The organism is Streptomyces sp. NPDC087440 (assembly GCF_044744005.1).
GTDB lineage: Bacteria > Actinomycetota > Actinomycetes > Streptomycetales > Streptomycetaceae > Streptomyces.
On the sequence record NZ_JBIUXN010000017.1, the window covers coordinates 137,350 to 160,431 of the forward strand.

General features: G+C 73.4%; 20 protein-coding genes, 1 tRNA gene and 1 pseudogene. 9 read left to right on the forward strand and 13 right to left on the reverse strand.

The window, feature by feature from the left end; genetic code table 11:
* Positions 1-59: 59 nt before the first annotated feature.
* The 6 genes from ACIO3O_RS29425 to cqsA all read right to left on the reverse strand — a co-directional run bounded on the left by ACIO3O_RS29425 (position 60) and on the right by cqsA (position 7,335).
* Positions 60-1,991, reverse strand: a complete 1,932-nt coding sequence (locus ACIO3O_RS29425; protein WP_401751046.1) for a phytoene desaturase family protein — start codon at positions 1,989-1,991, stop codon at positions 60-62.
* 642 nt (positions 1,992-2,633) lie between these two features.
* On the reverse strand, positions 2,634-3,389 hold the full coding sequence (locus ACIO3O_RS29430) for a beta-ketoacyl-ACP reductase (protein WP_401751049.1): 756 nt from the start codon (positions 3,387-3,389) through the stop codon (positions 2,634-2,636).
* A 1-nt stretch (position 3,390) separates the two neighbouring features.
* Entirely contained in the window at positions 3,391-4,440 is a 1,050-nt protein-coding gene (locus ACIO3O_RS29435; protein ID WP_401751050.1) for a beta-ketoacyl synthase N-terminal-like domain-containing protein, read from the reverse strand.
* Entirely contained in the window at positions 4,437-5,642 is a 1,206-nt protein-coding gene (locus tag ACIO3O_RS29440; protein WP_401751052.1) for a beta-ketoacyl-[acyl-carrier-protein] synthase family protein, read from the reverse strand. The genes ACIO3O_RS29435 and ACIO3O_RS29440 overlap by 4 nt, the downstream gene beginning before the upstream one ends.
* Positions 5,643-5,824: 182 nt before the next feature.
* Positions 5,825-6,073: an acyl carrier protein gene (locus ACIO3O_RS29445; protein WP_401751055.1), complete on the reverse strand. Its 249-nt coding sequence runs from the start codon at positions 6,071-6,073 to the stop codon at positions 5,825-5,827.
* Between the two features lie 68 nt (positions 6,074-6,141).
* Positions 6,142-7,335, reverse strand: coding sequence for an alpha-hydroxyketone-type quorum-sensing autoinducer synthase (gene cqsA, locus ACIO3O_RS29450; protein ID WP_401751057.1), 1,194 nt, complete (start codon positions 7,333-7,335; stop codon positions 6,142-6,144).
* A gap of 540 nt (positions 7,336-7,875) precedes the next feature.
* Here cqsA and ACIO3O_RS29455 point away from each other — a divergent pair.
* Entirely contained in the window at positions 7,876-8,535 is a 660-nt protein-coding gene (locus ACIO3O_RS29455) for a DUF4360 domain-containing protein (protein WP_401751060.1), read from the forward strand.
* Positions 8,536-8,597: 62 nt separating this feature from the next.
* Here the strand turns inward: ACIO3O_RS29455 and ACIO3O_RS29460 are convergent, their stop codons facing one another.
* A complete protein-coding gene (locus ACIO3O_RS29460) occupies positions 8,598-9,434 on the reverse strand; it encodes a hypothetical protein (RefSeq protein WP_401751062.1) in 837 nt (278 codons plus the stop codon).
* Between the two features lie 166 nt (positions 9,435-9,600).
* Here ACIO3O_RS29460 and ACIO3O_RS29465 point away from each other — a divergent pair, with 166 nt between their 5' ends.
* Together ACIO3O_RS29465 and ACIO3O_RS29470 are read left to right on the forward strand one after the other, a co-directional pair.
* A complete protein-coding gene (locus ACIO3O_RS29465) occupies positions 9,601-10,764 on the forward strand; it encodes a MerR family transcriptional regulator (protein WP_401751065.1) in 1,164 nt (387 codons plus the stop codon).
* Between the two features lie 502 nt (positions 10,765-11,266).
* Positions 11,267-12,313, forward strand: a complete 1,047-nt coding sequence (locus tag ACIO3O_RS29470) for a serine hydrolase domain-containing protein (protein ID WP_401751067.1) — start codon at positions 11,267-11,269, stop codon at positions 12,311-12,313.
* 30 nt (positions 12,314-12,343) lie between these two features.
* Here the strand turns inward: ACIO3O_RS29470 and ACIO3O_RS29475 are convergent, their stop codons facing one another.
* The 3 genes from ACIO3O_RS29475 to ACIO3O_RS29485 form a co-directional block, all read right to left on the reverse strand.
* On the reverse strand, positions 12,344-12,991 hold the full coding sequence (locus tag ACIO3O_RS29475) for a C39 family peptidase (protein WP_401751070.1): 648 nt from the start codon (positions 12,989-12,991) through the stop codon (positions 12,344-12,346).
* Positions 12,992-12,997: 6 nt separating this feature from the next.
* Positions 12,998-14,227, reverse strand: a complete 1,230-nt coding sequence (locus tag ACIO3O_RS29480; RefSeq protein WP_401751072.1) for a metallophosphoesterase — start codon at positions 14,225-14,227, stop codon at positions 12,998-13,000.
* Positions 14,228-14,361: 134 nt separating this feature from the next.
* Complete coding sequence (locus ACIO3O_RS29485) at positions 14,362-14,925, reverse strand: GNAT family N-acetyltransferase (protein WP_401751074.1); 564 nt, start codon at positions 14,923-14,925, stop codon at positions 14,362-14,364.
* Between the two features lie 83 nt (positions 14,926-15,008).
* Here ACIO3O_RS29485 and ACIO3O_RS29490 point away from each other — a divergent pair, with 83 nt between their 5' ends.
* Together ACIO3O_RS29490 and ACIO3O_RS29495 are read left to right on the forward strand one after the other, a co-directional pair.
* Complete coding sequence (locus ACIO3O_RS29490; RefSeq protein WP_401751077.1) at positions 15,009-15,683, forward strand: winged helix-turn-helix domain-containing protein; 675 nt, start codon at positions 15,009-15,011, stop codon at positions 15,681-15,683.
* Positions 15,680-17,029: an MFS transporter gene (locus ACIO3O_RS29495; protein WP_401751080.1), complete on the forward strand. Its 1,350-nt coding sequence runs from the start codon at positions 15,680-15,682 to the stop codon at positions 17,027-17,029. Before ACIO3O_RS29490 ends, ACIO3O_RS29495 begins: the two co-directional genes overlap by 4 nt.
* Before the next feature lie 182 nt (positions 17,030-17,211).
* Here ACIO3O_RS29495 and ACIO3O_RS29500 read toward each other — a convergent pair.
* A pseudogene (locus ACIO3O_RS29500) lies at positions 17,212-17,709 on the reverse strand (GNAT family N-acetyltransferase).
* 146 nt (positions 17,710-17,855) lie between these two features.
* On the opposite strand from ACIO3O_RS29500, the gene ACIO3O_RS29505 reads away from it, so the two are divergent.
* From ACIO3O_RS29505 to ACIO3O_RS29520, 4 genes are all read left to right on the forward strand, one after another.
* The gene (locus ACIO3O_RS29505; RefSeq protein ID WP_401751082.1) at positions 17,856-18,728 is read left to right on the forward strand and encodes an SAM-dependent methyltransferase; all 873 of its coding nucleotides are present in this window, start codon (positions 17,856-17,858) and stop codon (positions 18,726-18,728) included.
* Positions 18,729-18,926: 198 nt separating this feature from the next.
* On the forward strand, positions 18,927-20,042 hold the full coding sequence (locus ACIO3O_RS29510) for a mechanosensitive ion channel family protein (protein ID WP_401751084.1): 1,116 nt from the start codon (positions 18,927-18,929) through the stop codon (positions 20,040-20,042).
* Between the two features lie 118 nt (positions 20,043-20,160).
* A tRNA-Pro gene (locus tag ACIO3O_RS29515) sits at positions 20,161-20,237 on the forward strand.
* A 108-nt stretch (positions 20,238-20,345) separates the two neighbouring features.
* A complete protein-coding gene (locus tag ACIO3O_RS29520) occupies positions 20,346-20,897 on the forward strand; it encodes a DUF309 domain-containing protein (protein ID WP_401751086.1) in 552 nt (183 codons plus the stop codon).
* A gap of 18 nt (positions 20,898-20,915) precedes the next feature.
* On the opposite strand, the gene ACIO3O_RS29525 is transcribed toward ACIO3O_RS29520, so the two are convergent.
* Complete coding sequence (locus ACIO3O_RS29525; RefSeq protein ID WP_401751088.1) at positions 20,916-21,674, reverse strand: LUD domain-containing protein; 759 nt, start codon at positions 21,672-21,674, stop codon at positions 20,916-20,918.
* A complete protein-coding gene (locus ACIO3O_RS29530) occupies positions 21,671-23,071 on the reverse strand; it encodes a LutB/LldF family L-lactate oxidation iron-sulfur protein (RefSeq protein ID WP_401751090.1) in 1,401 nt (466 codons plus the stop codon). Before ACIO3O_RS29530 ends, ACIO3O_RS29525 begins: the two co-directional genes overlap by 4 nt.
* Positions 23,072-23,082 lie beyond the last annotated feature (11 nt).

The window sequence follows — 23,082 nt, forward strand, 5'->3', positions numbered from 1 at the left end:
CTCCCCCGGTCTGCCGAAGCGTACGGGGGTGGGGGCGGAAGCGACAGGCGGGCGGAGGGTCAGCCGATCCGGGCGAGTCCCCGGGCGTGCCGACGGGCGAGACCCCGGGAGGTGCGCAGGGGATCGAAGTCGGCTGTACGGGGCGGGAGTTGGGCCGCGTCGCCCAGGACCGTACCGGCGCAGACCTCGGACAGCAGGGGGCGGTCGAGGATGCGTCCGGCGGCGGAGATGCCGCTGAGGGCGGTGCCGAGGATTCCCGCGCCGAAGCTGGAGTTCGCGCCGACCGCGTAGAGGCCCCGGACGCCGGTGCGGATGCTGGGGCGGCGACCGTGTCCGCCCCAGTCGTCGAAGCCGTAGGGGGTGCCCGAACCGTTTTGGATGTAGCGGTGGTTGGTGTGGGCGGTGGCGGTTTCGAGGTGGGTGAGGTGGGGGCGTACGGGACCGAGGACGGTTTCGGCGATGTCGACGAGGTTCTCGCGCAGGCGGCCCTTGACCGCCTCGTAGGCGGGGTCGCGGCGGTAGCGTCCCGGCGGGCCTTCCAGGGGTGGCATCAGGGTCATGATCTGGAAGTTGCTGTGGCCCGGCGGGCAGACGGTGCGGCTGTCGGGGTCCTTGAGGGAGCCGAAGGAGAGGAACGCGAAGGTCGGGTCGGAGCCGTCGCCGCCGAGGGCGCGGGCGTAGGCCGACTCGATGTCGCGGCTCCCCCACCACCAGATGTTGGTGTTGGGCAGGTCCAGGGGGCGGTCCATGGCGACGTACGCGGTGGCCACGGCCGCGCGCAGGGTGGCGCGGCGGGTGCGGTCGAGGACGGCGGTGGAGAAGCCCCGGCCGCCGCAGAGGTCGAGGACGGTACGGCGGTAGTCGACGTTGGAGACGACGAGGGGGACGTGAATCGTTTCGCCACCGGCGAGGCGGACGCCTGCGACGCGGCGGTCGTCGGTGACGAGGATGCGCTCGACGGCACAGCGGGTGCGCACCTCGCCGCCGTGCGCCTCGATGACCTCGACCAGGCTCGCGATCATGGTCTGGCCGGAGCCCACGGGGGCGTACGCGCCGCGCAGGTAGTGGTCGAGCATGGTGGCGTGGGTGGAGGTGAGGGTGGTGGAGGGCGGGGTTCCGTAGTTGCCGGACTGGGCGGCGATCAGGGTGCGCGCGGTGGGGCTGAGCGCGCAGGCGTCGTACAGCTCGCCGAGGGTGCGGCCGCCCCAGGTGATCAGGGCGCGGGTCATGGGGGCGCGGGGGGCGCCGGGGCGGGTGGTCATGCCGTTGCGGAGGTCGGCGGCGACGTCGCGGAGGGTGTGGACGCAGCGGGTCAGGTTGCGGCGTTCGGCGGGGAGGGCGGCGCAGAGCCGCTTGAGGTACTTGTTCCAGCCGACGGGGACGTCGACGGTGGTGCCGGGCAGGACGATGCGGTCGAAGCCGTCGGGGTCCAGGGGGCGGAAGGGGACGCGGTCGGAGCCGAGACCGAGGCCGGAGAGGACCGCCGGGAGGAGGCCGCCGGGGCCGCAGTCGCCGACGTAGTGCATGCCGACGTCGAACTCGTAGGCGCGGCGGCGGCGGAAGACCTGGGCGTTGCCGCCGGTGACGTCGTGCTGTTCGGCGAGCAGGACGCGCAGGCCGGAGACGGCGAGGTAGGCGGCGCAGACGAGGCCGCCGACGCCGCCGCCGATGACGACGGCGTCGTGGGAGTGGCTGCCGGGGGCGGGGGTGGTGGGGCGCGGGACTGCGGGGCGGGGTCCCGGCGGGGCCTGGCGGCGCGGGGTGTGCAGGGGTGGGGCCGGGGGCTTCGGGTGCGGGGCGCGGGCGGGCGGGAGCGACGCGGGGGCCGCCGGGCGCGCGGGGGTCGGGCGCAGGGCGCGGAGGGCTGCGGTGGCGAAGGCGTACGGGCGGAGTCCTCGGGGGAGCACGGTGAGGGCGTCGTACGTCCGGAGGCCGCGGAGGGCGGCGGCGACCGGGGCGTAGGCGCGGAGGCCGCGGGGGGCGGCGGTCACCGGGTCGTACGGGAGGGGCGTGCGCGGGGTGGGGGGGCGGAACTTTTGGGGGCGCTTTGCCACGGGGATCTCCGAGGGGTGGGTGGATGGGGTGGGTGGGGTGGGGGTGTCGCAGGGTGGGGCTGGGGTTGGGTCTCCTGGCTGGGTGGGTGAGCCGGTACGGGGGTGGCGCGGGTACCGGAAGGGGTGGAGCGGTACCCGGGATGCGGCCTGGATGCCGGAAAGGGGCGGGCGGTGCCGAGGCGGCGGCCTGAATGCGGCAAGGGGTGGGCGGTACCGGGGGTGCGGATACCGGAACAGGGGGGCGACCGGCGCCGAGCCGGTCCGCCCGTGCCCGCCCTCCCCCAAGCTCTCGGCTTCGCTCGAGCAGGGGGTGCCCCCTCGCCCCTGGCGGAACCCGCGCCCACGGGCTGGCGGGAAGGGCACTAGCAGGCGATGCCCACAGGCGGGGGAACGGACAGGCGGTGCCCACGGGTTGGCGATACGCACCGGGATCAGCCGGTGGGTGCGGGCGGAGAGGTCGTCGCCGTGGGCGGCCCCGGCGCGCGCGGGGTGGGTGGGGCGGGGCCGTGGCCACGGGCGGGCCGGAGCGGGGGTCCGCCCGTGGGAGGGGGGCCGGGGTGGGGCCCTCCCCCGGGGCGGTCAGAGGGTGAGGCCGCCGTGGGATTCGAGGACGGAGCCCGTGAGGTAGGAGGCGTCGTCGGAGAGGAGGAAGGCGGTGAGGGCGGCCACTTCCCCGGCCGTGCCGAACCGGCGCAGCGCGATGGAGGACAGGAGGCGTTCGCGGGCCGCCGCCGGGAGCGCGTCGGTCATGTCCGTGTCGATGAGGCCGGGGGCGACCACGTTGGCGCGGATGCCGTACGGGCCGACCTCCTTGGCGAGGGATTTGGTGAAGCCGATGATTCCGGCCTTGGCGGCGCTGTAGTTGGTCTGGCCCGCGTTGCCGTGGACGCCCGCGACGGAGGAGAGGGTGACGATGCTGCCGGCGCGGCGCTTGAGCATGGGGAAGACCGCGGCGCGGCAGGTGTGGAAGACGCCGTCCAGGTTGGTGTCCATGACCTGGTGCCAGTCGTCGTCGGACATCATCACCAGGGGGCGGTCCCGGGTGATGCCCGCGTTGGCGACGACGGCGGTGACGGGTCCGAGTTCGTCCTCGGCGCGGGCCACCCAGGCCTTCGCCTGTACGGGGTCGGAGACGTCGGCCCGGACCGCCAGGCAGCGCACGCCGCGTTCGGTGGCCTCCTTCTCCACGAGCCGGGCGGCCTCCTCGTCGGAGCGGTAACAGAACGCGACGTCCCAGCCGTCTTCGGCCAGGCGGCGCACGACCGCTGCCCCGATTCCCCGGGAACCGCCGCTGACCAGCGCGATGTGGGGGTCGGAAGACGCGTGCGGGGTCATGTCAGTGGGTCCTTTCCAGGCGCAGGACTGCGGCGGCGACCAGTCCCTGTCCGTCGGTGGAGGTGATGACCGCGTGGCCGCCCGGGGCCTGGTCGGCGGCGGCCAGGACCGTGGCGAGCTGGAGTGCGGAGGCGGCGGCTCCGGTGTCTCCGAGGAGGGGGCCGAGGGCGGGCAGGCGCTCCCGGGCCTGCCGGGGGAAGAGGGCGTCCAGGGCGTCGTCCTCGGCGCTGTCCAGACCTGATCCGGTGGCCGACCAGACGTCGGCGGCGGCGGTACGGGCCTGGCTCAGCGCTGCGCGGACCGTGGCCCGCACGGCATCGGCCGGGTCGGACCCGGGCAGGGCGTGTCGGGTGTGCACCGCGAGGACAGCGGCCAACGGGGGTGCCTGGGTGGGGAGTTCGGCGGGCGTGAGACGGAGTACGGCCGCCCCTTCGCCGAGCAGGGTCGGTGCGCCGTCCCGGCTGCGGGCCTCCAGCCAGGTGCGGGCGTGCGAGTACTCCTCGGCGGCTCCGCACAGGACGGTGCGGGCCCGCCCGGCGCGCAGCAGGCGGCGGGCGTAGAGGAGGCCGAGGAGGGCGGCGGCGCGGCCGCCCGCGAGGGTGGTGTTGGGGCCCTGGATGCGGTGGCGGATGGCGCATTGGGCGGCGGCGCAGTTCATGACGCTGTTGGGGATGACACCGGGTTCGACGTCGTAGGGGCGGTCGCCGGTGAGCGAGGAGCGGGTGAAGTCCGTCATGGACTGGACGCTGCCGGTGGTGGTGCCGAGAACGAGGGCGGTGTCGGGCCCGCTGTCCGCGTCCGTACCCGCGTCCGTACCGCCGTTGAGGACGGAGCCGACGGCGGTGACGGCGAGGGCGGTGACCCGGTTCATGTCCCGGGTGCCCTTCTTCCCGAGGACGACGCGGGGGTCGAAGTCCGTTACGAGACAGCCGAGTTGCCCTGTCTCGCCTGGCACGGGCGCTGCGGTGGGGCGGCGGTCGCACACCCCCGTGGAGAAGTCGGCGGCGGTGTGGCCGTACGGGGAGAGCGCCGACCAGGCGGTGATGTTCACAGGGCCTCGCTTCCGTAGCGGCCGAGGACGACGGCCGCGTTGTTGCCGCCGAAGGCGAGACCGTTGTTCTGGACGATGCGCAGATCGGCGGCCACGGCGTGGTTGGGGACGCAGTCGACGGCGCATGCGGGGTCGGTGGTGCGGTGGTTGATGGTCGGCGGGATGAAGCCGTGGGTGATCGCCAGGGAGCAGGCGATCGCGCCGAGTGCGCTCGCGGCGCCCATGGTGTGGCCGAGCATGGACTTCAGGGAGATCGTGCGGGGCGGGGCGGCCCCGTAGATCTGCCGGATGGCACGGCTCTCGGTGACGTCGTTGGCCTGGGTGCCGGTGCCGTGGGCGGAGATCAGGTCGACTTCGGCGGGCTTCACCCCGGCGTCGTCCAGGGCGAGTCGGAGGCAGCGGGCGACGCTGTCCTCCTGGGGGGCGACCGGGTGGTACGCGTCGCAGTTGAGCCCGTATCCGAGGATCTCGGCGTAGATGCGGGCGCCCCGGGCGAGCGCGGAGTCGAGACTCTCCAGGAGGAGCATGCCGGCGCCCTCGCCGGTGAGGATGCCCTGGCGGTCGGTGTCGAAGGGGCGGCAGCAGTCGGGGGCGATGGTGCCGAGCCGGTAGAACGCGGCGAACGTCTTGCGGCAGAAGGCGTCCGCTCCCCCGCACAGGGCGAAGTCGGCGTCGCCGTGGCGGATGGCGTCGAGGCCGTTGCCCAGCGAGTAGTTGCCCGCGGAGCAGGCGGTGCCGATGGTGAGGATCTCGGCGTCGGCCAGGCCCAGTTCGCGGGCGGCGGCGATGCCGAGGAGGGGGGCGGGGATGCGGCGGGCGGCCTGCGGGGTCACCGCGGGCAGGCCGCCGTGCAGGTGGGCCTCGGTGATGAGGTCCAGGTCGTAGGACTCGCCGTCGGTGGTGCCGACGGAGATCTGGCAGCGGGAAGCGGCCAGGTCGGCGTCGCTGAGACCGGCGTCCTCGACGGCCATCCGGGCGGCGACGGCGGAGAACTGGGCGGCGCGGCCGTAGTGGGCGGGGTCGAGGCGGTGCAGGTGGGGCGCCGGGTCGAAGTGCTGGACCTGGCAGGCGTTGGCGTGGGCGAAGCCGGTGGTGTCGAAGGCGGAGATGGGGGTGACACCGGAGCGGCCCTCGCGGAGGCCGGTGGTGAAGGCGGCGGTGCCGGTGCCGATGCTGGAGAGGGGGCCGAGGCCGGTGATCACGACGCGGCGGCGGGCTTGGTCAGCGTCCCGTACTGGGGTGGGCCGGGGGGCGGTGGGGGTGGGCCGGGAGCGGGCGGGGCCGCCCTCTTGCCCGCCCGGCCCGCCCCCGGGGGGCGGGGCCGCGGAAGCGGGTTGCCCCGGGGCGGCGGGGGTTGACTCGGGGTTGGGGGGCATGGGCGTGGTCACCAGCCCTTCGACTCGGCGAGGACCTCGCGGACGCCCGCCAGGTGGGCCATGCGGGGCATCTCGCTCTGGTCGATGGTGACCTTGAACTCCTTCTCCAGGGCGGCCAGTACGCCGATGAGCGCGAGGGAGTCCGCACCGTGCTCCTCGACGAAGCGGTCGGTCTCGGCGAGCTCCTCGGGCTCCAGTTCCAGGCGGTCGCAGACGATCTCGGTGATGCGGGTCTGACGGGCGTCGGTGATCAGCACGGGGTTCTCGATTCGTGGGATGCGTGGGATGCGTGAGAAGGGGAGGGGAGGGGAGGAGAGGCCGCAGGTCAGTGGTGCGCGGCGGCCAGGCGGCGGGTGGACTTCCAGGTGGCCAGGCCGACTTCGTCGCGCACCGCCGCACAGCCGTCCAGGACCCGGTCCAGGTCGGCGGCAGTCAGCTCGGAGTGGACGGAGAGGCGTTGCACGCACCGCCGGTTGGGCACGGACGGCGGCACGAACGCGGCCCCGAACACGCCCCGCGCGTCCAGGGCCTGCTGGAGGACGCGTACGCCGTGCTCGGTGCCGGGCTGGAGCGGGATGATCTGGCTCTCGCTGGGGGCGATGTTGTAGCCGAGATCCGTGAGCCCCTCGCGCAGCACCCGGGCGTTGTGGTCCAGGCGCCGCCGCCGGTCGTCGGCGCCGGACATCACGCGCAGGGCCGCGGTCAGGCCCGCGACGTCGTGCGGCAGCAGCGTGGAGGAGAAGACCGCGCCGAGGGAGTGGTACGGGAGGTAGCCCGCCACTTCCTTCGCGCAGGCGATGAGCCCGGCCCGGCCCGCGAAGGCCTTGGCGAGGCTGGCCGTACGGTACGGGATCGTGTCCGTGAGGCCGAGTGCGGCCACCAGGCCCGCGCCCCGGTGGCCGAGGACGCCCAGGGTGTGGGACTCGTCGGCGATGAGTTCGCAGCCGGTGCGGGCGGCGAGGGCGGTGAGGTCCAGCAGGGGACAGAGGTCGCCGGTGACGCTGTAGAGGGTGTCGAAGGCGATGAGCCCGGGTCCGTACTGCCGGATCAGGCGTTCGAGGTTCTCGGTGTCGTTGTGGAGGAAGGGGCGGGCGACGGCCCTGGCGGCGGCGATGCCCTCCCAGAGGGAGGCGTGGGCGAGCTCGTCGACGTACACCGGGCGGCCGGGTGGGCAAATGGCCTGGACGAGGCCGACGTTGGCGGCCCAGCCGGACTGGCAGAGCATCACGGCGGGGGCGTGCAGCCAGTCGGCGAGGTCGGTTTCGAGGTGGCGCAGCGGATCGGTGTCGCCGGTGAACGCGCCGGACATGAGCGCGCCGTTGCCGTGGGCGCGCAGGCTCTCGATCTGGGCGTCGAGGACGGCGGGGTGGCCGCCGAGCGCGAGGTAGTCGTTGGACATGAGCGCGAGGTCGGTGGGTCCGGGGGTCGCGCGCCCCCGGTAGAGGGGACCGCCCCAGCTCGCCTGGCGGATTCCCCATGCCTTCAACCGGCCCTGGAGATAGGACAGTTCGCCGGACATCACACCTCGCTCGGTCGACGGAGCCCCTGACCGGAAACCTTGGTCAGGAACTCCGAACTGACAAGACCGGCAAGACTTTAGGGGCGAATCGGACGTTCCCCGCACCATGGAATCCGTAGGACATATGTCCAAGCCCACAAGGAGTAGCGGATTTGTGCAGCTCAGGCGCTCTCCCGCCGACCCGGCGCACACCGGCGGGTGAACGCGCACTTCACTCCCCTGGATGCGCCCGCGCGCCCCTTTGGGCGCCCCTTCGGTCGTTCACCGCCGCGTTCAAGACGAGCGCGAAGGCACTGGAGGTGACGGCGATGAAGCGCCGGGGTCACCGGACCCCCTCCGCACGACTTCACCGAATACACACACATGCTCACTCATCGTGCACATTTCACGACACTGTGGTCGAATTCGGTCAACGGTCGTGGGCGACTCTCAGCGTTCCGGACAGAATCCGCCATGCCTCGGGCACACCTGACGACCGCCCAGCGGCGACCCCGTCGAGCCCGTTCGAACGGGGAGCCGCGCGACCGGAAGGAATTCCCCATGCGCACCAAGGCCTTCATCGGCGCTGCCGCCACCCTCGCGACCGCGGCCCTCCTCCCCGCCACCGCACCGGCGGGCGCGTCGTCCGCCACTCCGACGCCCTCGGGCCAGGTCACCGTCAACCTGGTCCAGGTCAACGGCTCCGGCTGCCGTCCCGGCAGCGCGTCCGTGGCCGTGTCGCCGGACAACACCGCGTTCACGGTGACGTACAGCGAATACCTGGCCCAGGTCGGCAAGGGCGCCAAACCGGTCGACTTCCGCAAGAACTGCCAGCTGGGCCTGCGCGTGAACGTCCCGCAGGGCTACACGTACGCCGTCGTCCAGGCCGACTACCGCGGCTTCCTCAGCCTGGAGCGGGGCGCGTCCGCGACGCAGAAGGCCAGCTACTACTTCCAGGGGATGTCCGGTACGGACCGCCGCAGCCAGGCGTTCTGGGGACCGCGCAAGGGCGACTGGCAGGTGAGCGACCGCACGGGCATCGAGGCCCTGGTGTACGCCCCCTGCGGCACCACCCGGAACTTCAACATCAACACCGAGCTGCTGGTGAACGGCGGGAACTCCGACACCGAACGGACCAACAGCTTCATGGCGATGGACTCCACGGACGGCAGCTTCAACACCAAGTACCACTTCGCCTGGAAGAAGTGCCCGGTGCGCTGAGCGCCCACCCCCTGAGCCCTGCCGGTGACCGCTTGCGCGAGGGTCACCGGCAGACGCATGTCTCAGGCGGTCAGGAATGCCCGGAGGGAGGCCTTCAGGTTGTTGACGAAGGCGTCGCGGGTGGGGGTGTCGACGCGGTCGAGGGAGAGGTAGGGGTTGAGGTCCTCCAGCTCGACCAGGAGGAGGGCGCCGTCCTGGGTGCGGCAGGCGTCGACGCGCTGGATGCCGTGGGCGAGGGTGTTCCAGGCGATGAAGCGGTCGGCGAAGGCCAGGTCGGCTGCGGTGGGTTCGTACGGGACGAGTTCCCAGCGGCGGTCCGGGTCGGGGGCGTACAGGGCGTACTGGAAGGCGTCGTCGATGTACGTGAAGGAAACCTCGTACCGGAAGTCGACGCGGGGCTGGATGAGGTTCGCGCCGGTGGCCAGGGGCGGCAGGGCCTCGCGCGGGACGAATTCCAGGCCTATGGAGTCCGCGCCCGCCTTCGGCTTCACCGCGTAGAGGTCGGTGTCGGGCAGCGCGGGCAGGTCGTCGAGGCGGTCGACGGTGGGGATGACCGGCAGGCCCTCGGCGGTGAGGTCGAGGAGGTACTGCTTGCCCGCCATGTCGGCGCGGCCGGTGAGGGGGTTGTAGACGCGGACGCCGTCGGCGAGGGCGCGGGTGCTGAAGGCGTCGTAGGCGTGCCGGTAGTGAAGGACGGGGCCGGTGTTGCGGACGAGGACCGCGTCGAAGGCGTCCATGAGGGCGGCGGCGTCCAGCGGGTGGCACAGGGCGACGTCGAAGTCCTCGCGCAGCCGGGCGGAGAGGTGGAGGTCCTCGTCGCAGTAGCGCCGTCCGCGCGCCGGGTAGGCGAGGTCGCTGACGTGCAGGAGGCGGGGCCTGCGGTGGGGGCGCGTGGGCACGATGGGGCTCCTGGGGTACCTGGGGTTGCGGGTGTTCACCCTATCGGCGGATGCGAACATGCTGGTCAGAGGGTTGGTGTGCGGTGTGGTTGACCTTGCCCCTGGGGCAGGGCACAGCATCGGGGGCGTCGGGCCGGAAGGGCTCGGTGCGGGGAGGAGAGGGCTCGTGGGGGCTGCGGACGCGGAGCTGTGGACGATCGGGGCGTTCGCGCGGGCGTCCCGGCTGTCGCCGAAGGCGCTTCGGCTGTACGACGAGTTGGGGCTGCTGCCCCCGGTGCGGGTCGATCCGGTCACCGGGTACCGCTTCTACGCGGCCGGACAGTTGGAGCGGGCGCGTCTGGTGGCGTGGCTGCGGCGCCTCGGGATGCCCCTGGCGCGTATCCGCGAGGTGTGTGCGCGGGACGCGGCGGGGGCGGCCGAGCAGGTGCGGGCGTACTGGGCGGAGGTCGAGGCCGACACCGCACAGCGCCGGGACCTGGCCCATTTCCTCGTCGGTCAGCTCGCGAGGGAGGACAGCGTCATGGGGACGACGGCTCCGCTGGAGATGCGGTACGCCGCCCTGTCGGACGCGGGGCGGGTGCGGGAGAGCAACCAGGACACGGCGTACGCGGGAGCCCGGCTGCTGGCCGTGGCCGACGGGTTCGGGGCGGCGGGGGCGCCCGCGGGGGCCGCGGCGGTGGAGGTGCTGCGGCGGCTGGAGCCCGGGAGCGGCTCGGCAGGTGGTGTCGTCTCGGCCGGCGGTGTGCTGAACGCGCTGGAGGACGCCGTCGAGGAGGCACGGCGTGCGATACGGGAAGCGGCGGGGCAGCGCGGGGAGGAGGAGGCAGGGTCTGCGGGGGCGGCGGGGACCACGCTCACCGCGATGTTGTGGACGGGGTCGCAGCTGGCGCTCGTGCACATCGGGGATTCGCGGGCGTATCTGCTGCGGGACGGCGGGCTGTTCCAGATCACCACCGATCACACGGTGGTGCGGGCGCTGGTGGAGGAGGGACGGCTGACCGAGGAGGAGGCCGCCTCACATCCTCAACGGGCCCTGCTGGCACGGGCGTTGACGACGGATGAGCAGGCTCCGGCCGTGGCTGCCGAGGTGCGGGTGCAGGACGCGCTGCCGGGCGACCGGTATCTGCTGTGCTCGGACGGGTTGTCGGCGGTGGTCCCCACCCGCGAGATCCGCGAGGTGCTGACGGGGGTCGCGGACCCCGATACGGCGGTACGGGAACTGGTGGACCGGGCGAACGCGCTCGGCGGGCCGGACAACGTCAGCTGCGTGGTCGCCGACGTGCACCTTTCGGGAGTTGACGCCACCGTCCCGGAGGCGGATGCGGGGTGAGGAGCCGGGCCGCCGAGGTGCGGGGCCGGGCAAGCGGGAGAGTGGGGCCGAGGGCGTACGAGGAGGGCGCAAGGTGCCGGACCCGGGCGACCGTCCGGGTGAGCCGGACCGTCGGTGGGGCGGCCTGCCGGACCGCTTGCGCACCCCCGCCGCCTGCGCGCCCGGGGCCGCCGCCCACTCCAGGTTCCGCTCCCTCAGCCCTCCTCGGGCGCGATGCGGGACAGCAGCCGCAAGGCCCCCGGGAGGCGGAGCACGGTCACGTCGATGACCGCGCTCAGGCTCGCGGCCATGGCCGCGGAACGTTCGCGCGGGCCCTGGCCCCGGAGCGCGTGCGCCCGGTGGAACTGATCGCGACCCGTCCGGCAGCTCGCTGCGGGCATCGGCCCGATTCGTACGGGAGACTCCCGACCCGGCGGGCCCGGAGCCGAGCCGTCGGCCGCCCCGGATACGATCTTCGTTCGATTCCGGGGCGGCCCGCCCGAACTGTGGGGAGCGTACGAACATGGCGAAGGCGGACGGCGGCGACCGGTGGGCGGACGAGCGGCAGGCGGGTGACCCCGCGCTCGCGCTGAGGGTCCGTCACGTGCTGGGCGAGCCCGGGAACTTCCACACCGTGTCGGTGGCGCTCCTCGACGCCGAGGGGACGCGCTTCGCCTCGCTCGGCACCGACCGCGCCGACGCCCGGGGGCCCGCGACGCCGGACACCTCCTTCGAGACCGGTTCGGTGGCAAAGGTCTTCACCGGGATGCTGCTGGCCTCGGCGGACGTGCCGGAGGACCGGCCCGTGTCCGCGCTCCTGCCGGACGTGCGCTTCGCGAGCGCCGACGTCGGGTCGGCCACGCTCGCCGAACTCGCCTCGCACCGCTCCGGGTTGCCGCGTCTGCACCTGCGGGAGGGCCTGGCCACCAACCTCCGGCTGGCCCTGACGATGCTGCGCGGGCGCGATCCGTACCGGGCCATGGGCGTCGGAGACTTCCTGGCCCGGACCGCCGAGGTGCGCCCGGCGCAGGCACGCGGAGTCTTCGCGTACTCGAATCTCGGCATGTCACTGCTCGGCCAGGCCCTCGGCGGAGGGGTCACGGGCGGCTACCCGGCCCTGCTGGAACGGGAGTTGCTCGCGCCGCTCGGCATGCGGGCCACCGAGGTGCGTACGTCGTACGATCCCGTCGCGTCCTTCGCCGGACCGCACGCGCGCGGCGGCAAGGCGCTCACCCCGTGGATCTCCGAGGGGTACGCGCCTGCGGGCGTCGGCGTGCGGTCGACGGCGCGGGACCTGTCGCTGCTGGTACGGGCGGTGCTGGACGGGAGCGCGCCCGGCGTGGACGCCGCCCGGCCCCGGTACGACGCGGAGGGCGGGAGCCGGGTCGGGTTCGGCTGGATGACCTCGGCGCTCGACGGACGCGAGCTGACCTGGCACAACGGGGCGACGGGCGGCTCCCGCTCCTTCGTGGGTCTGGACCGGGAGCGCGGGCGGGGTGTCGTGCTGCTCAGCAACACGGGCCAGGACCTGGACGCGGCCGGGGCCCGGCTCGTACGGGAAGACGCCTGATCCGGCGGCTGATGAAGGCGGACGCCTGATTCAGCGGCGGCCCAGGACCACTCCCCTGCCCGCGTAGAAGCGCTCCAGGTCCGACCACGGGATGCGGGCGAACTCCTGGGAACGGCCGTGGAATCCGGACGGGTTGTGGACCAGGAGGGCTTGCGCGTCGTACCCGACGGCGAGGACCAGGTGGCCTCCCCTGGCCGGTGGCGCGGTCGGCGCCAGTTCCCGTACGGACGGATGCACCGAGAGCATCAACAGCCGCCCCCGGGAGAGGAGTTCACGGATCGCCGAGGCCGGGAGGCCGGGGCGGGACTCGGCGGTGAGGCGGGGCCAGGTGGCCTCGACGTGGCGGGCGAACGGGGCGTAGATCAGCCCGTCGAGGCCGCCGTCCGCGCGCCGGACGTACGCACCCGCCTCGACGCACCCGGCGGCCAGCTCCATGGCGGTGGGGACGGGCAGTTCCCAGTGGGCGAGGCACATGCGCAGGCAGGCCATGCCGCACAGCCGCCAGGACCACCAGTCGTACTCCTGCGGCGACGCCGCCCCGTACGCCTGCCACAACGGGTCGTCGGTGGCCGGGAGCTGGTGGGTGACGATGCTCTCGGCGAGTTCGGGCGTGGCCCACTGGGAGAAGTACGGGACCGGGTGGACGAGAGCGGGGAGGGCGGGAGCCGAGGTGCGCATGGGGACTCATTGTGCCGTGGCGCGCACGGGGGTGGTGGTGCGGGTGGTGTGGGCGAGGCGGGCGGTGCGGGAGGGGACGTCGACCGTGTAGGCGTCGACGGTCATCGCGCGGTCGGAGACCTTGACCACCATGAAGCCGTGGTCGGAGAAGTTCTGCCAGGTGGCGGGGTGTTTCCCGTGGGCCTTGCCGTCGCCGGACTTCGAGGAAGCGCCGCAGACGATCTGCCGGGTTCCGGCGGTGCGGGTGGTGGGCTCCAGGAGCTGGAGGGTGTGGTCGTGGCCGGAGAGGATGAGGTCGGCGCGGCCGACGACGACCTCTTCGTAGAGCTCCTTGAGGTGGATGCCGCGGGTGTAGTGGCCGATCAGGAAGCCGTCGTACGTTCCGGCGCTGCCGTGCTTGCCGTTGTTCAGGTAGGGGTGGTGGCCGATGACGACCTTCCAGCGGGCCCGGGATGCCTCAAGGGCGCTGTCGAGCCAGGCGCGTTGGGCGCGCATGTAGGGGCCGTTCCAGGAGTAGTGCGGGTCGAGCTGGGCGACGGTGGAGGCGACCGGGTTCGTGTCGAGGGCGAAGAACTCGATCACGGGGTCGGCGCCGCCGGCGGGCAGGGCGGCGGTGTAGTAGCGGCTGGGCATGTACCAGCGGCGGGAGGAGCGGGCGTAGGAGACCTCGCGGTCGCCGCGCGAGGGGTCGCCGCCGCTGCCGGGGAGCAGGCCCGAGCAGTCGTGGTTGCCGAGGACCATCAGCCAGGGCATGTCGAGGCCGGTGTTGGGTTCCTCGAACTTGGTGCGGAACTCGTCGTCGGTGTCGGACTCGGGGCCGTTCTCGTAGATGTTGTCGCCGAGGCCGACGGCCAGGCCGATGCCTTCGCGGCGGCAGACCTCGCGGGCCGCGGCGGCCACGGCGTACTGCTCCTCCTTGCCGGTGCCCGCGTCGCCGGTGACGAGGATCGCGAACTCGCCCTGACTGTTGGGGCGTTGGGGGAAGGGGAACTTCTCCACGCTCGCCGTACGGGGCCGGGTGGCGTCCGTGGCGCGGGGCTCGGCGGCGGCCGCCGAGCCCGGCAGTGCGGCGAGCGCCGCACCGGCGGCGGCACCGCCGAGCAGCGCGCGCCTGCGTACCGTTCCCATGGCGCGGACGCGCTCGCCCACGGGGCCTTCGGCCAGCTCGGGCTCGGCGCGCAGCCACTGGGCCTCGGTGAGGTCGGGGTGGGGCGGGATGAGGTCGTCGTCGCACATGGATGCGTTGTCCCACATCACGGCGGAAGGGCGGAAGTCCGGAGGGCGAACACGGGGCGGAGGTATGGGGGCGAGTTTGTGCACGGGCCGGCTCCGGGGCCGTTTTGCCCCGGAACCGGCCCGTGCCGTGCAGGTCAGGGGGTGGCGGAGGCGGATCCGGGGTGGCCGGGGGCGAGGAAGGCGACGAGGTCGCCGGGGTCGGCGCCGGGTTCCGGGAGGACCTCGTGCCAGCCGAGGCGCCGGTAGAAGGCCACGGCGTCGGGGGCGGAGCGGGCGGTGAGCAGCCAGACGCGGCCGTCCGGGGCGGCCCCGTCGCAGAGGGCGGCGAGGAGGCGGCGGCCGAGGCCGGTGCCGCGGGCGCGGGAACGTACCGCCAGCTCGTCCACCTCGAAGGCACCCACCAGAAGCGGGCCGAGGCGGGGGCCGAGCTGGGCGGCGACGCGGGCGTAGGAGCGGTCCGTGGGGAACGGGTCGGGGGTGGTCCAGCCGGTGGCGAACCCCTCCGCGCCGGGGCCGCCGTCGCGGGCGGGAGCGAGGACCGCACGGAAGCCGGGGCGGAGGCGGTCCGCGTCGAGGCGCTTGCGGAAGGCGGGGGCGGCGTCCGCGGGCTCGTTCCAGGGCGGGGCGGTGAAGACGTCGGCGTAGACGGAGACGAGATCGTCGGCGCGTTCGGTCACGTTCGAACGGTGGATGCGCATGCGCGGACGGTAACGAAGATTTCCCCAAAATATTTCTGCAAAAATACTTTTGCAGAGTGGGAGCTCGTCCTACGCTGCTGCACATGGTCAGCGAAGAGCGGGAAGAGCAGGCGGAGCAGCCTCCGCACCAGGGCGCGGGGCGCGATCGCGTCCTCGATCCGACGCAGGACACGGCGGCCCTCAAGGCCCTCACCCACCCCTTGCGCATCCGGCTGCTCGGGCTGCTGCGGCAGCACGGGCCGGGCACGGCGAGCGAGCTGGCGGCCCGGACCGGGGAGTCGTCCGCCTCGACCAGCTACCACCTGCGGGTGCTGGCGAAGTACGCGTTCGTCGAGGAGGCGGAGCACAAGGACGGGCGGGAGCGGCGCTGGCGGTCGGCGCACGACGTGACGCGCTGGAACAACGAGGCGATGCGCTCGGACCCGGCGGGCAGCGCCTTCCTGGACTTCTCCCACCGCCAGCAGATCGCCCATCTGCAGTCGGCGCTGGTGCAGCACGAGACGGACATGGCGGAGGGGCTGCTCGGCCCCGACTGGGCGGAGCCGTCCGGCATCAGCGACCTGATGCCGCGCCTGACCCCGGAGTCGGTGACGGAACTGCTGCGGGCCTTCGAGGAGAAACTGACGGCGCTCGCCACGCGCGACGACGGCGACCCGCGCGCCGAACAGGTCGTCGTGCTCGCTGCCACCCTTCCGCTGGCCCGACGCAACTCCCCTTCCCAGAACGCCACTTCGGACACAGGTGACGGTGCATCATGAAAACTTCCCCCGACGTCCTGCGGACCGCGCGCCGCCGCTATGTCACCGTCAACCTGCTGTTCTGGCTTCCGACGGGCCTGAGCTTCGGCACGGCCGTGCTGCTCTTCACCGAGCGCGGTCTGAGCCTGGCCGCCGTCGCCGCCTGCTTCGCCGCGCACTCGATCACCGCCGCCGTGCTGGAGCTGCCCACCGGCGGGCTCTCCGACGTCCTGGGGCGGCGCCCGATCCTCGCGCTGGCCGGGGTCTTCAACGTCGCCGCCCTGCTCCTCCAGTCCGTGGTCTCCTCCCCCGCGATGCTCGCCCTCAGCATGGCGCTGGTGGGCGCGGGCCGTGCCCTGTCCAGCGGCCCGGCGGAGGCCTGGTACGTCGACACGGTGCAGGCCCACTCCGGGCCCGACGCCGACCTGCGCACCGGACTGGCGCGCGGCAGCACCGCCGTCGCCGTCGCCCTCGCGGTGGGCACCCTGACGGGCGGCGCGATCCCGTGGCTGCTCTCGCTCGGCCCCGACCTCGGGGCGCAGCTGGCGGAGGCGACCGGCGGGCTGCTGGTCCCCATGTCCGTACCGAGGTTGCTGGGCGCGGCCGTCGCGGTCGGTTTTGTGCTGTACGTGCTCTCCGCGCTGCGGGAGCCGCCGCGCGAGCCGAGCACGCTGGGCCAGGTGGTGCGCGGTGTTCCGGCGACGGTGCTCCAGGGCCTGAAGCTGGGGACGCACGAGGCGACCGTCCGCCGGGTGCTGCTGGGCTCGGCCGCGGCCGGGGCCGGGCTCGCCGCGATGGAACTGCTGGTGCCCGGCCGGGCGGCGGGAGTCACCGGTTCGCTGGAGTCGGGGGCGGTGCTGTACTCCGTACTGAGCTGCGCGGGATTTGTCCTGTCGGGCTTCGGCAGTTCGCTGGCGCCGCTGGTGGCACGCCTGACCCGCAGCGGGGAGCGGGCGGTGCTGGTCAGCTTCGCCCTGGGGGTGTGCGGACTGGTGCTGCTCGCGGTGACGGCACGGTCGACGGTGCCGGTGGCGCTGGGGCTCGCGGTGCTCGGCTTCGGGATCTTCTACCTGGGGCTCGGGGCGGCGGGGCCGAACGAGAACGAGTTGCTGCACCGCCGGGTGACGAGCGCGCAGCGGGCGACGGCCCTGTCGGTGCAGTCGCTGGCGCTGCAGATTTCGGCGGGGCTGAGCGGGGTGGTCATGGGTGCCATGGCGGCGGGCGCCGGACCGTGGCTGCTGGCGGCCGGTGTGCTGATGCTGGGGACATTGCTGTGGGTACGGGCTGCCGTCGGCGGGGGTACCGTCCAGCCCCCTCCGGCGGAGCACACCGAGGAGGCGGACGCAGTGGCGGCGGCGCGGGGGTAGGGGCCGGTGGACGGGGCTGCGGTGGCGTGGCCCCGGAGCCCGGTGAGGGGCGCGTGCCTCGGGGCGGTGGAGCCCCGGTGCCCACCCTGGTGTCCGGGCGGGGGCGCCTGCCCGGCGGCCGTGAAGCCCCGGCACTGTGCGAGGCGCTGTCCCCCACCGGGAGGGGCCGTCCGGCCCCGGGGCTACGCGAGATCCAGCTCCGCCACTACCTGGTCGCCGCTCGTCTCCCCCGTGAGGCGGAAGCCCAGGGTCCGGTAGAAGGCCTCGGGGCCGTCCGGGCCCGGGTGGTGGGTGACCGTCAGTCAGGTGCCGCCGCGGCGGCGGATCTCGGCGGCCACGGCCTCCACCGCGAAGCGGCCGTAGCCTCGGCTCTGCTCGCCCGCGGCGACGTTCAGGCGCCAGAGGCCGGAGCGTATGTCGCGGCCCGTGCCGTCTCCCGCGAAGTCGAGGTCCAGGAAAGCCATGAGGAAGGCGACGGGCCGGTCGCCGTCCAGGACCAGACGCGGCCAGGCGCACTCCCCGTGGGCGTACGCCTCGGCGAGGGACTTCACGACCGGGGCGACGAGACGCGCCTGGTCGGGGCGCACCTCGATGCCGAGCGCGGCGTCGATGTTGCCCGGGGTGATCTCTTCGAGGCGGAGGCCCTCGGCAGGCTGCGGGGAGGGGTTCGGGTTCGTCATGGCAGCACCGTACAAAGCCCGGGCACGTGGTTTTCCGCCCGGACACCGCCCCCACTCCCCCGCACCTGCTGACCCGTACGCCTCAACAGGGCACGATGACCCCCGGGACACCCCCGAACACGCCTGCCCGACAAAGGAGTTGGCAGATGACCTCCACGCCGCCCACCGACACGGCCCGCACCGACACTGCCACCGGCCGCCCGGCCGCCGCCCCGGCCCCCGCCGACCGGATCGCGATCGACACCAGCAGGCCGCATCCCGCCCGCGTCTACGACTGGTTCCTCGGCGGCAAGGACAACTACCCCGTGGACGAGGAACTGGGCCGCCAGATCGTCGCCCTGGAGCCGCAGACCAAATACTGCGCCCGGCACAACCGCTGGTTCATGCAGCGCGCCACCCGCCACCTGGCCAGGACCGGCACCCGCCAGTTCCTGGACATCGGCACCGGCATACCCACCGCCCCCAACCTGCACACCGTCGCCCAGCGCGTGAATCCCGAGGCCCGCGTCGTCTACGTCGACAACGACCCGATCGTCCTCGCCCACGCGGAGGCGCTGCTGACCAGCACCCCCGAGGGCGCGACCGCCTACCTCCAGGCCGACGCCCGCGAACCCGACCGCATCGCCGAACTCGCCCGCGACGTCCTGGACTTCACCGAGCCGGTCGCGGTGTCGCTGATCGCGCTGCTGCACTTCATCCCGGACGCGGACGGGGCGTACGACGTGGTGGGCAAACTGGTGGACGCGCTGCCGTCCGGGAGCCATCTCGTACTGACGCAGCTGTCCGCCGACTTCGATCCCGTACGCACCCGGCAGGCGGTCGAGATGTACCGGGCGGGCGGGGTGACGCTCGTGCCCCGCACGCGGGAGGAGACGGAGCGGTTCTTCACGTCGGCCGGGCTCGACCTGGTGGACCCGGGGATCGGCTGGCTGCCGGACTGGCAGCCGCACCTGGGCGTGGACGAGGAGCGCGACGGGACGCCGGTGCCGCTGTACGCGGGAGTGGGCCGCAAGCCGTAGCCGCCCGAGGGGGTCCGGTGCGGATGCGGCAGGATGACGTCCGCACCGGACGGCCCGTCAGGAACGGTCTCCGCCCCGGTGTGCCCGTACGACCAAAATGAGCAGGGTGACCAAGGTGACGACACCTCATATATGCCGCCCTCAGGGGCAATTCGACCACGGAGCCCCGGTGGTGCCGTCGATCCGGGGGGCGTACTGATGGAGCGCGCTCTGGCAGTGGGCGACCTGATCGTCGCCGGAATCGCGGTGGCCGCCGGCCTCCTCGCCGCCCTCCTGCTGCGGATGATGCTGCGCTGGCTGGGCGAGCGGGCCAGCCGCACCCGGTGGGGCGGCGACGACATCATGGTGGACGCGGTACGGACCCTGGTTCCGGTCGCCGCGGTCGCGGCCGGTGTCGCGGTGGCCGCCGCGGCGCTGCCGCTAACCGCCCGTACCGGACAGAACGTGTCGCGGGTGCTCACCGCCCTGCTGATCATGGCGGCCACCCTCACGGCGGCCCGGATGGCGACCGGGCTGGTGCGGTCGGTGGCGCAGTCCCGGTCCGGCGTGGCCGGGTCGGCGACGATCTTCGCGAACATCACGCGGGTCGTGGTGATCGCGATGGGCTTCCTGGTGCTGCTCCAGACGCTGGGCGTCTCGATCGCCCCGCTGCTGACGGCGCTCGGCGTCGGCGGCCTGGCGGTCGCCCTCGCCCTCCAGGACACCCTGGCGAACCTCTTCGCGGGCGTGCACATCCTGGCGTCGAAGACGGTCCGGCCCGGCGACTACATCCGGCTGAGCAGCGGGGAGGAGGGCTACGTCGTCGACATCAACTGGCGCAACACCGTCGTGCGCCAGCTCTCCAACAACCTGGTGATCATCCCGAACGTCCAGCTCGCGGGCACCAACATGACCAACTACAGCCGCCCCGAACAGGAGCTCCAGATCAACGTGCAGGTCGGCGTCGCCTACACCAGCGACCTGGAGCACGTCGAGCGCGTGACGACGGAGGTCGTCGCGGAGGTCATGAAGGAGATCACCGGCGCGGTGCCCGAGCACGAGCCCGCGGTGCGCTTCCACACCTTCGGCGACTCCCGGATCGGGTTCACGGTGATCCTGGGCGTGGGCGAGTTCAGCGACCAGTACCGGATCAAGCACGAGTTCATCAAGCGGCTGCACCAGCGGTACCTCGCCGAGGGCATCCGTGTGCCGGCCCCGGCGCGGAACGTGACCGTGGTGCAGGGCGAGCCCCTGCCCGAGATCGTCCCGCTGCTCTCCCCGGGCATCCCGCAGCAGCGCCGGGGCGCGCCGACACCGGAGCAGACCGCCCCGTAGTCCCTCGCGCTCCGCGTCCTTCGGGGCGCGGGGCGCAGGCGGTTCGGACCTCGGGTGAAGGTGGGGTATTGTTCTCATGCGCGCCCAGCCAGGGGGAAAGCCCAGGTCAGGCGCGCACCGGGACGTGGCGCAGCTTGGTAGCGCACTTGACTGGGGGTCAAGGGGTCGCAGGTTCAAATCCTGTCGTCCCGACCAGCGATTTGTCGCAGGTCGGAGCCCGTATCAGAGCATTCTGATACGGGCTTTTCCGCGTTCATCTCTACGTTTGTCTCCGCGTTCATTTCCGCGTTTCCGGGAGGAAAGATGGCTGACGGCACGGGCAGGCGGCGCGACCGGGACGACGAGGGGCGGGCGCGGAACGCGCGGCCGCGGGACGGGCTCGGCAGGCCGCTTCCGTACGGGACTCCGGGGGTGGAGCGGCAGCCGGAGGGGGTGGTCCGCTCCCCCGAGGAGTCGGTGCGGGAGGCACAGCGGCTGCTGGACGCGGGGATGCCGTTCCATGCGCACGAGGTGTTCGAGGACGCGTGGAAGGCGGGACCGGAGGGCGAGGCTCCGTTGTGGCGGGCGCTGGCGCAGGTGGCGGTGGGGCTGACGCATGCGGCGCGCGGGAACGCGACGGGTGGCGCACGGTTGCTGCTGCGCGGGGCGGAGGGGCTGGCCTCGTACGCGGGCGCGGACCACGGGATGGATCTGCGGCACGTGGTGGCGTGGGCGCGCGGGCTCGCCGGGCGGGTCGCGGCGCCCGGGGGCCCGGTGGTGGATGCCCGGGTGGAGGCGCCGCAGCTGCGGGGCGGCGAGGAGCGGGGCGTCTGCCGCCTCCCGCGCGGCGAGGAGCGGCTGCGCCCGAACGCCTAGGCCGGGGCTCGCCGCGGGTCAGGCCTCGGCGAGGAGGACGACCTCCAGGGTCCGGGGGCCGTGCACGCCCTCGACCCGGTCCAGTTCGATGTCGCTCGTCGCCGAGGGGCCCGAGATCCAGGTCAGCGGGCGGGTCGGGTCCAGGCGGGGCATGGCCTGCGGGAGGGACGCGACGACCTGGGAGGGGGCGCGGACCACGCAGATGTGGTGGTCGGGGACCAGGGTGAGGCGGCGGCGTCCCTGGTCGGGGCCGCCGTCGAGGACGATCGTGCCGGTTTCCGCGACGGCCAGGGCGCAGCCGGTGACCACGCTCTCCACCTGGTCGAGGTCGGCCGCGGTGAGGGCCGCGCGGTCGTGGATGCGCGTCGGGTCGGCGGCGGAGAGCCAGTGCGGGGGCAGCTGCGGGGGGACCAGGACGGAGGCCGAGCCGCGTTCCGCGAGCAGGCGCATCAGGAGGTGCGCGATGTCGTCCTCGGTGGTGCGGTGGACGATCGCCCGGTAGTCGACGAGGTTCTCGTGCAGCAGGTCCAGGACGGCTGCCGGGTCGTCGGGGGTGTGGGTCGTGGCGTACGAACGGGTGGGCTCGGGCGTCTCGGGGGCGTCGGCGAGGGCCCGGCGGATGCGGGCGAGGACGCGGTCGCGGCCGGACGTGCTCGCGGCGGGCCGGGGCTCGGGGGTGTGGGGCTCGGGGGTGTGGGGCCGAGGCTCGGGGGTGTGGGGCTCGGGGGTGTGGGGCCGAGGCTCGGGGGTGTGGGGCTCGGGGGTGTGGGTGCTCATGAGGTGCGGTTCCTCTTCCACCAGTCCCGGAAGGGTGCGGCGGGCAGTTCGGGCAGGTCGCGGGTGTTGGTCCAGGCGGCGGCGCCGGGGAGGCGGCGGGGGTGGGCCTTGCGGGTCAGGGAGGCGGCGCGTTCGGCGGCGGTCAGGGCGGCGGGGTGGTTGAGGACCCAGCCGGACGCCTTCATCACGGCCTTCTCCAGGCGGTGGCCCCTGCCGCCCTGTTCGGCGACCTTCTCGCGGAGGTGGACCAGGACCTCGGGGATGTCGATGGCCACCGGGCACACCTCGTAGCAGGCGCCGCAGAGGGAGGAGGCGAAGGGGAGGGAGGCGTCCACCTCCGATGCGGTGCCCCGGAGTTGGGGGGTGAGGATCGCACCGATGGGCCCGGGGTAGACGGAGCCGTAGGCGTGGCCGCCGGCCCTTTCGTACACCGGGCAGACGTTGAGGCAGGCGGAGCAGCGGATGCAGCGCAGGGTCTGGCGGCCGACCTCGTCGGCGAGGACGTCGGTGCGGCCGTTGTCGAGGAGGACCAGGTGGAAGGAGTGCGGGCCGTCGCCGTCGGTGGTGCCGGTCCAGGTGCTGGTGTACGGATTCATCCGCTCGGCGGTCGATGACCGGGGAAGCACCTGGAGGAACACTTCGAGGTCCCGCCAGGTGGGGACGACCTTCTCGATGCCGACGACGGAGATCAGGGTCTCGGGGAGGGTCAGGCACATGCGGCCGTTGCCCTCGGACTCGACGACGACCAGGGTGCCGGTCTCGGCGACCATGAAGTTCGCGCCCGAGATGCCGACCTTGGCCCGGAGGAATTTCTCGCGCAGGTGCAGGCGGGCGGCCTCGGCGAGGTCGGCGGGGCGGTCGGTGAGGTCGTCGGGGGCCGGGCGGCCCCATGCGCTCATCGTGCGGGTGAAGATCTCGCGGATCTCGCCCCGGTTGCGGTGGATGGCCGGAACCAGGATGTGGGAGGGACGGTCCTCGCCGAGCTGGACGATGAGCTCGGCCAGGTCGGTCTCGTACGCGGCGATGCCCTCGGCCTCCAGGGCCTCGTTCAGGCCGATCTCCTGGGTGGCCATGGACTTGACCTTGACGACCTCCCGCTCCCCGGTCGCCTTCACCAGCTCCGTGACGATCCGGTTGGCCTCGTCGGCGTCCGCCGCCCAGTGGACGGTGCCGCCCGCCGCCGTGACGGCCTCCTCCAGCTGGAGGAGGTAGCGGTCCAGGTGGCGGAGGGTGTGGTCCTTGATCTGCTTTCCGGCCTCGCGGAGGTCGGCCCAGTCGTCCAGCTCGGCGACCGCTTTGGCGCGTTTGTCGCGGATGGTGCGGGTCGCGTGCTGGAGGTTGGCGCGCAGGGTGGTGTCCCGGACGGCGGCGTGGGCCGCACGAGGGAAGGACGGCATGCCCAGATACG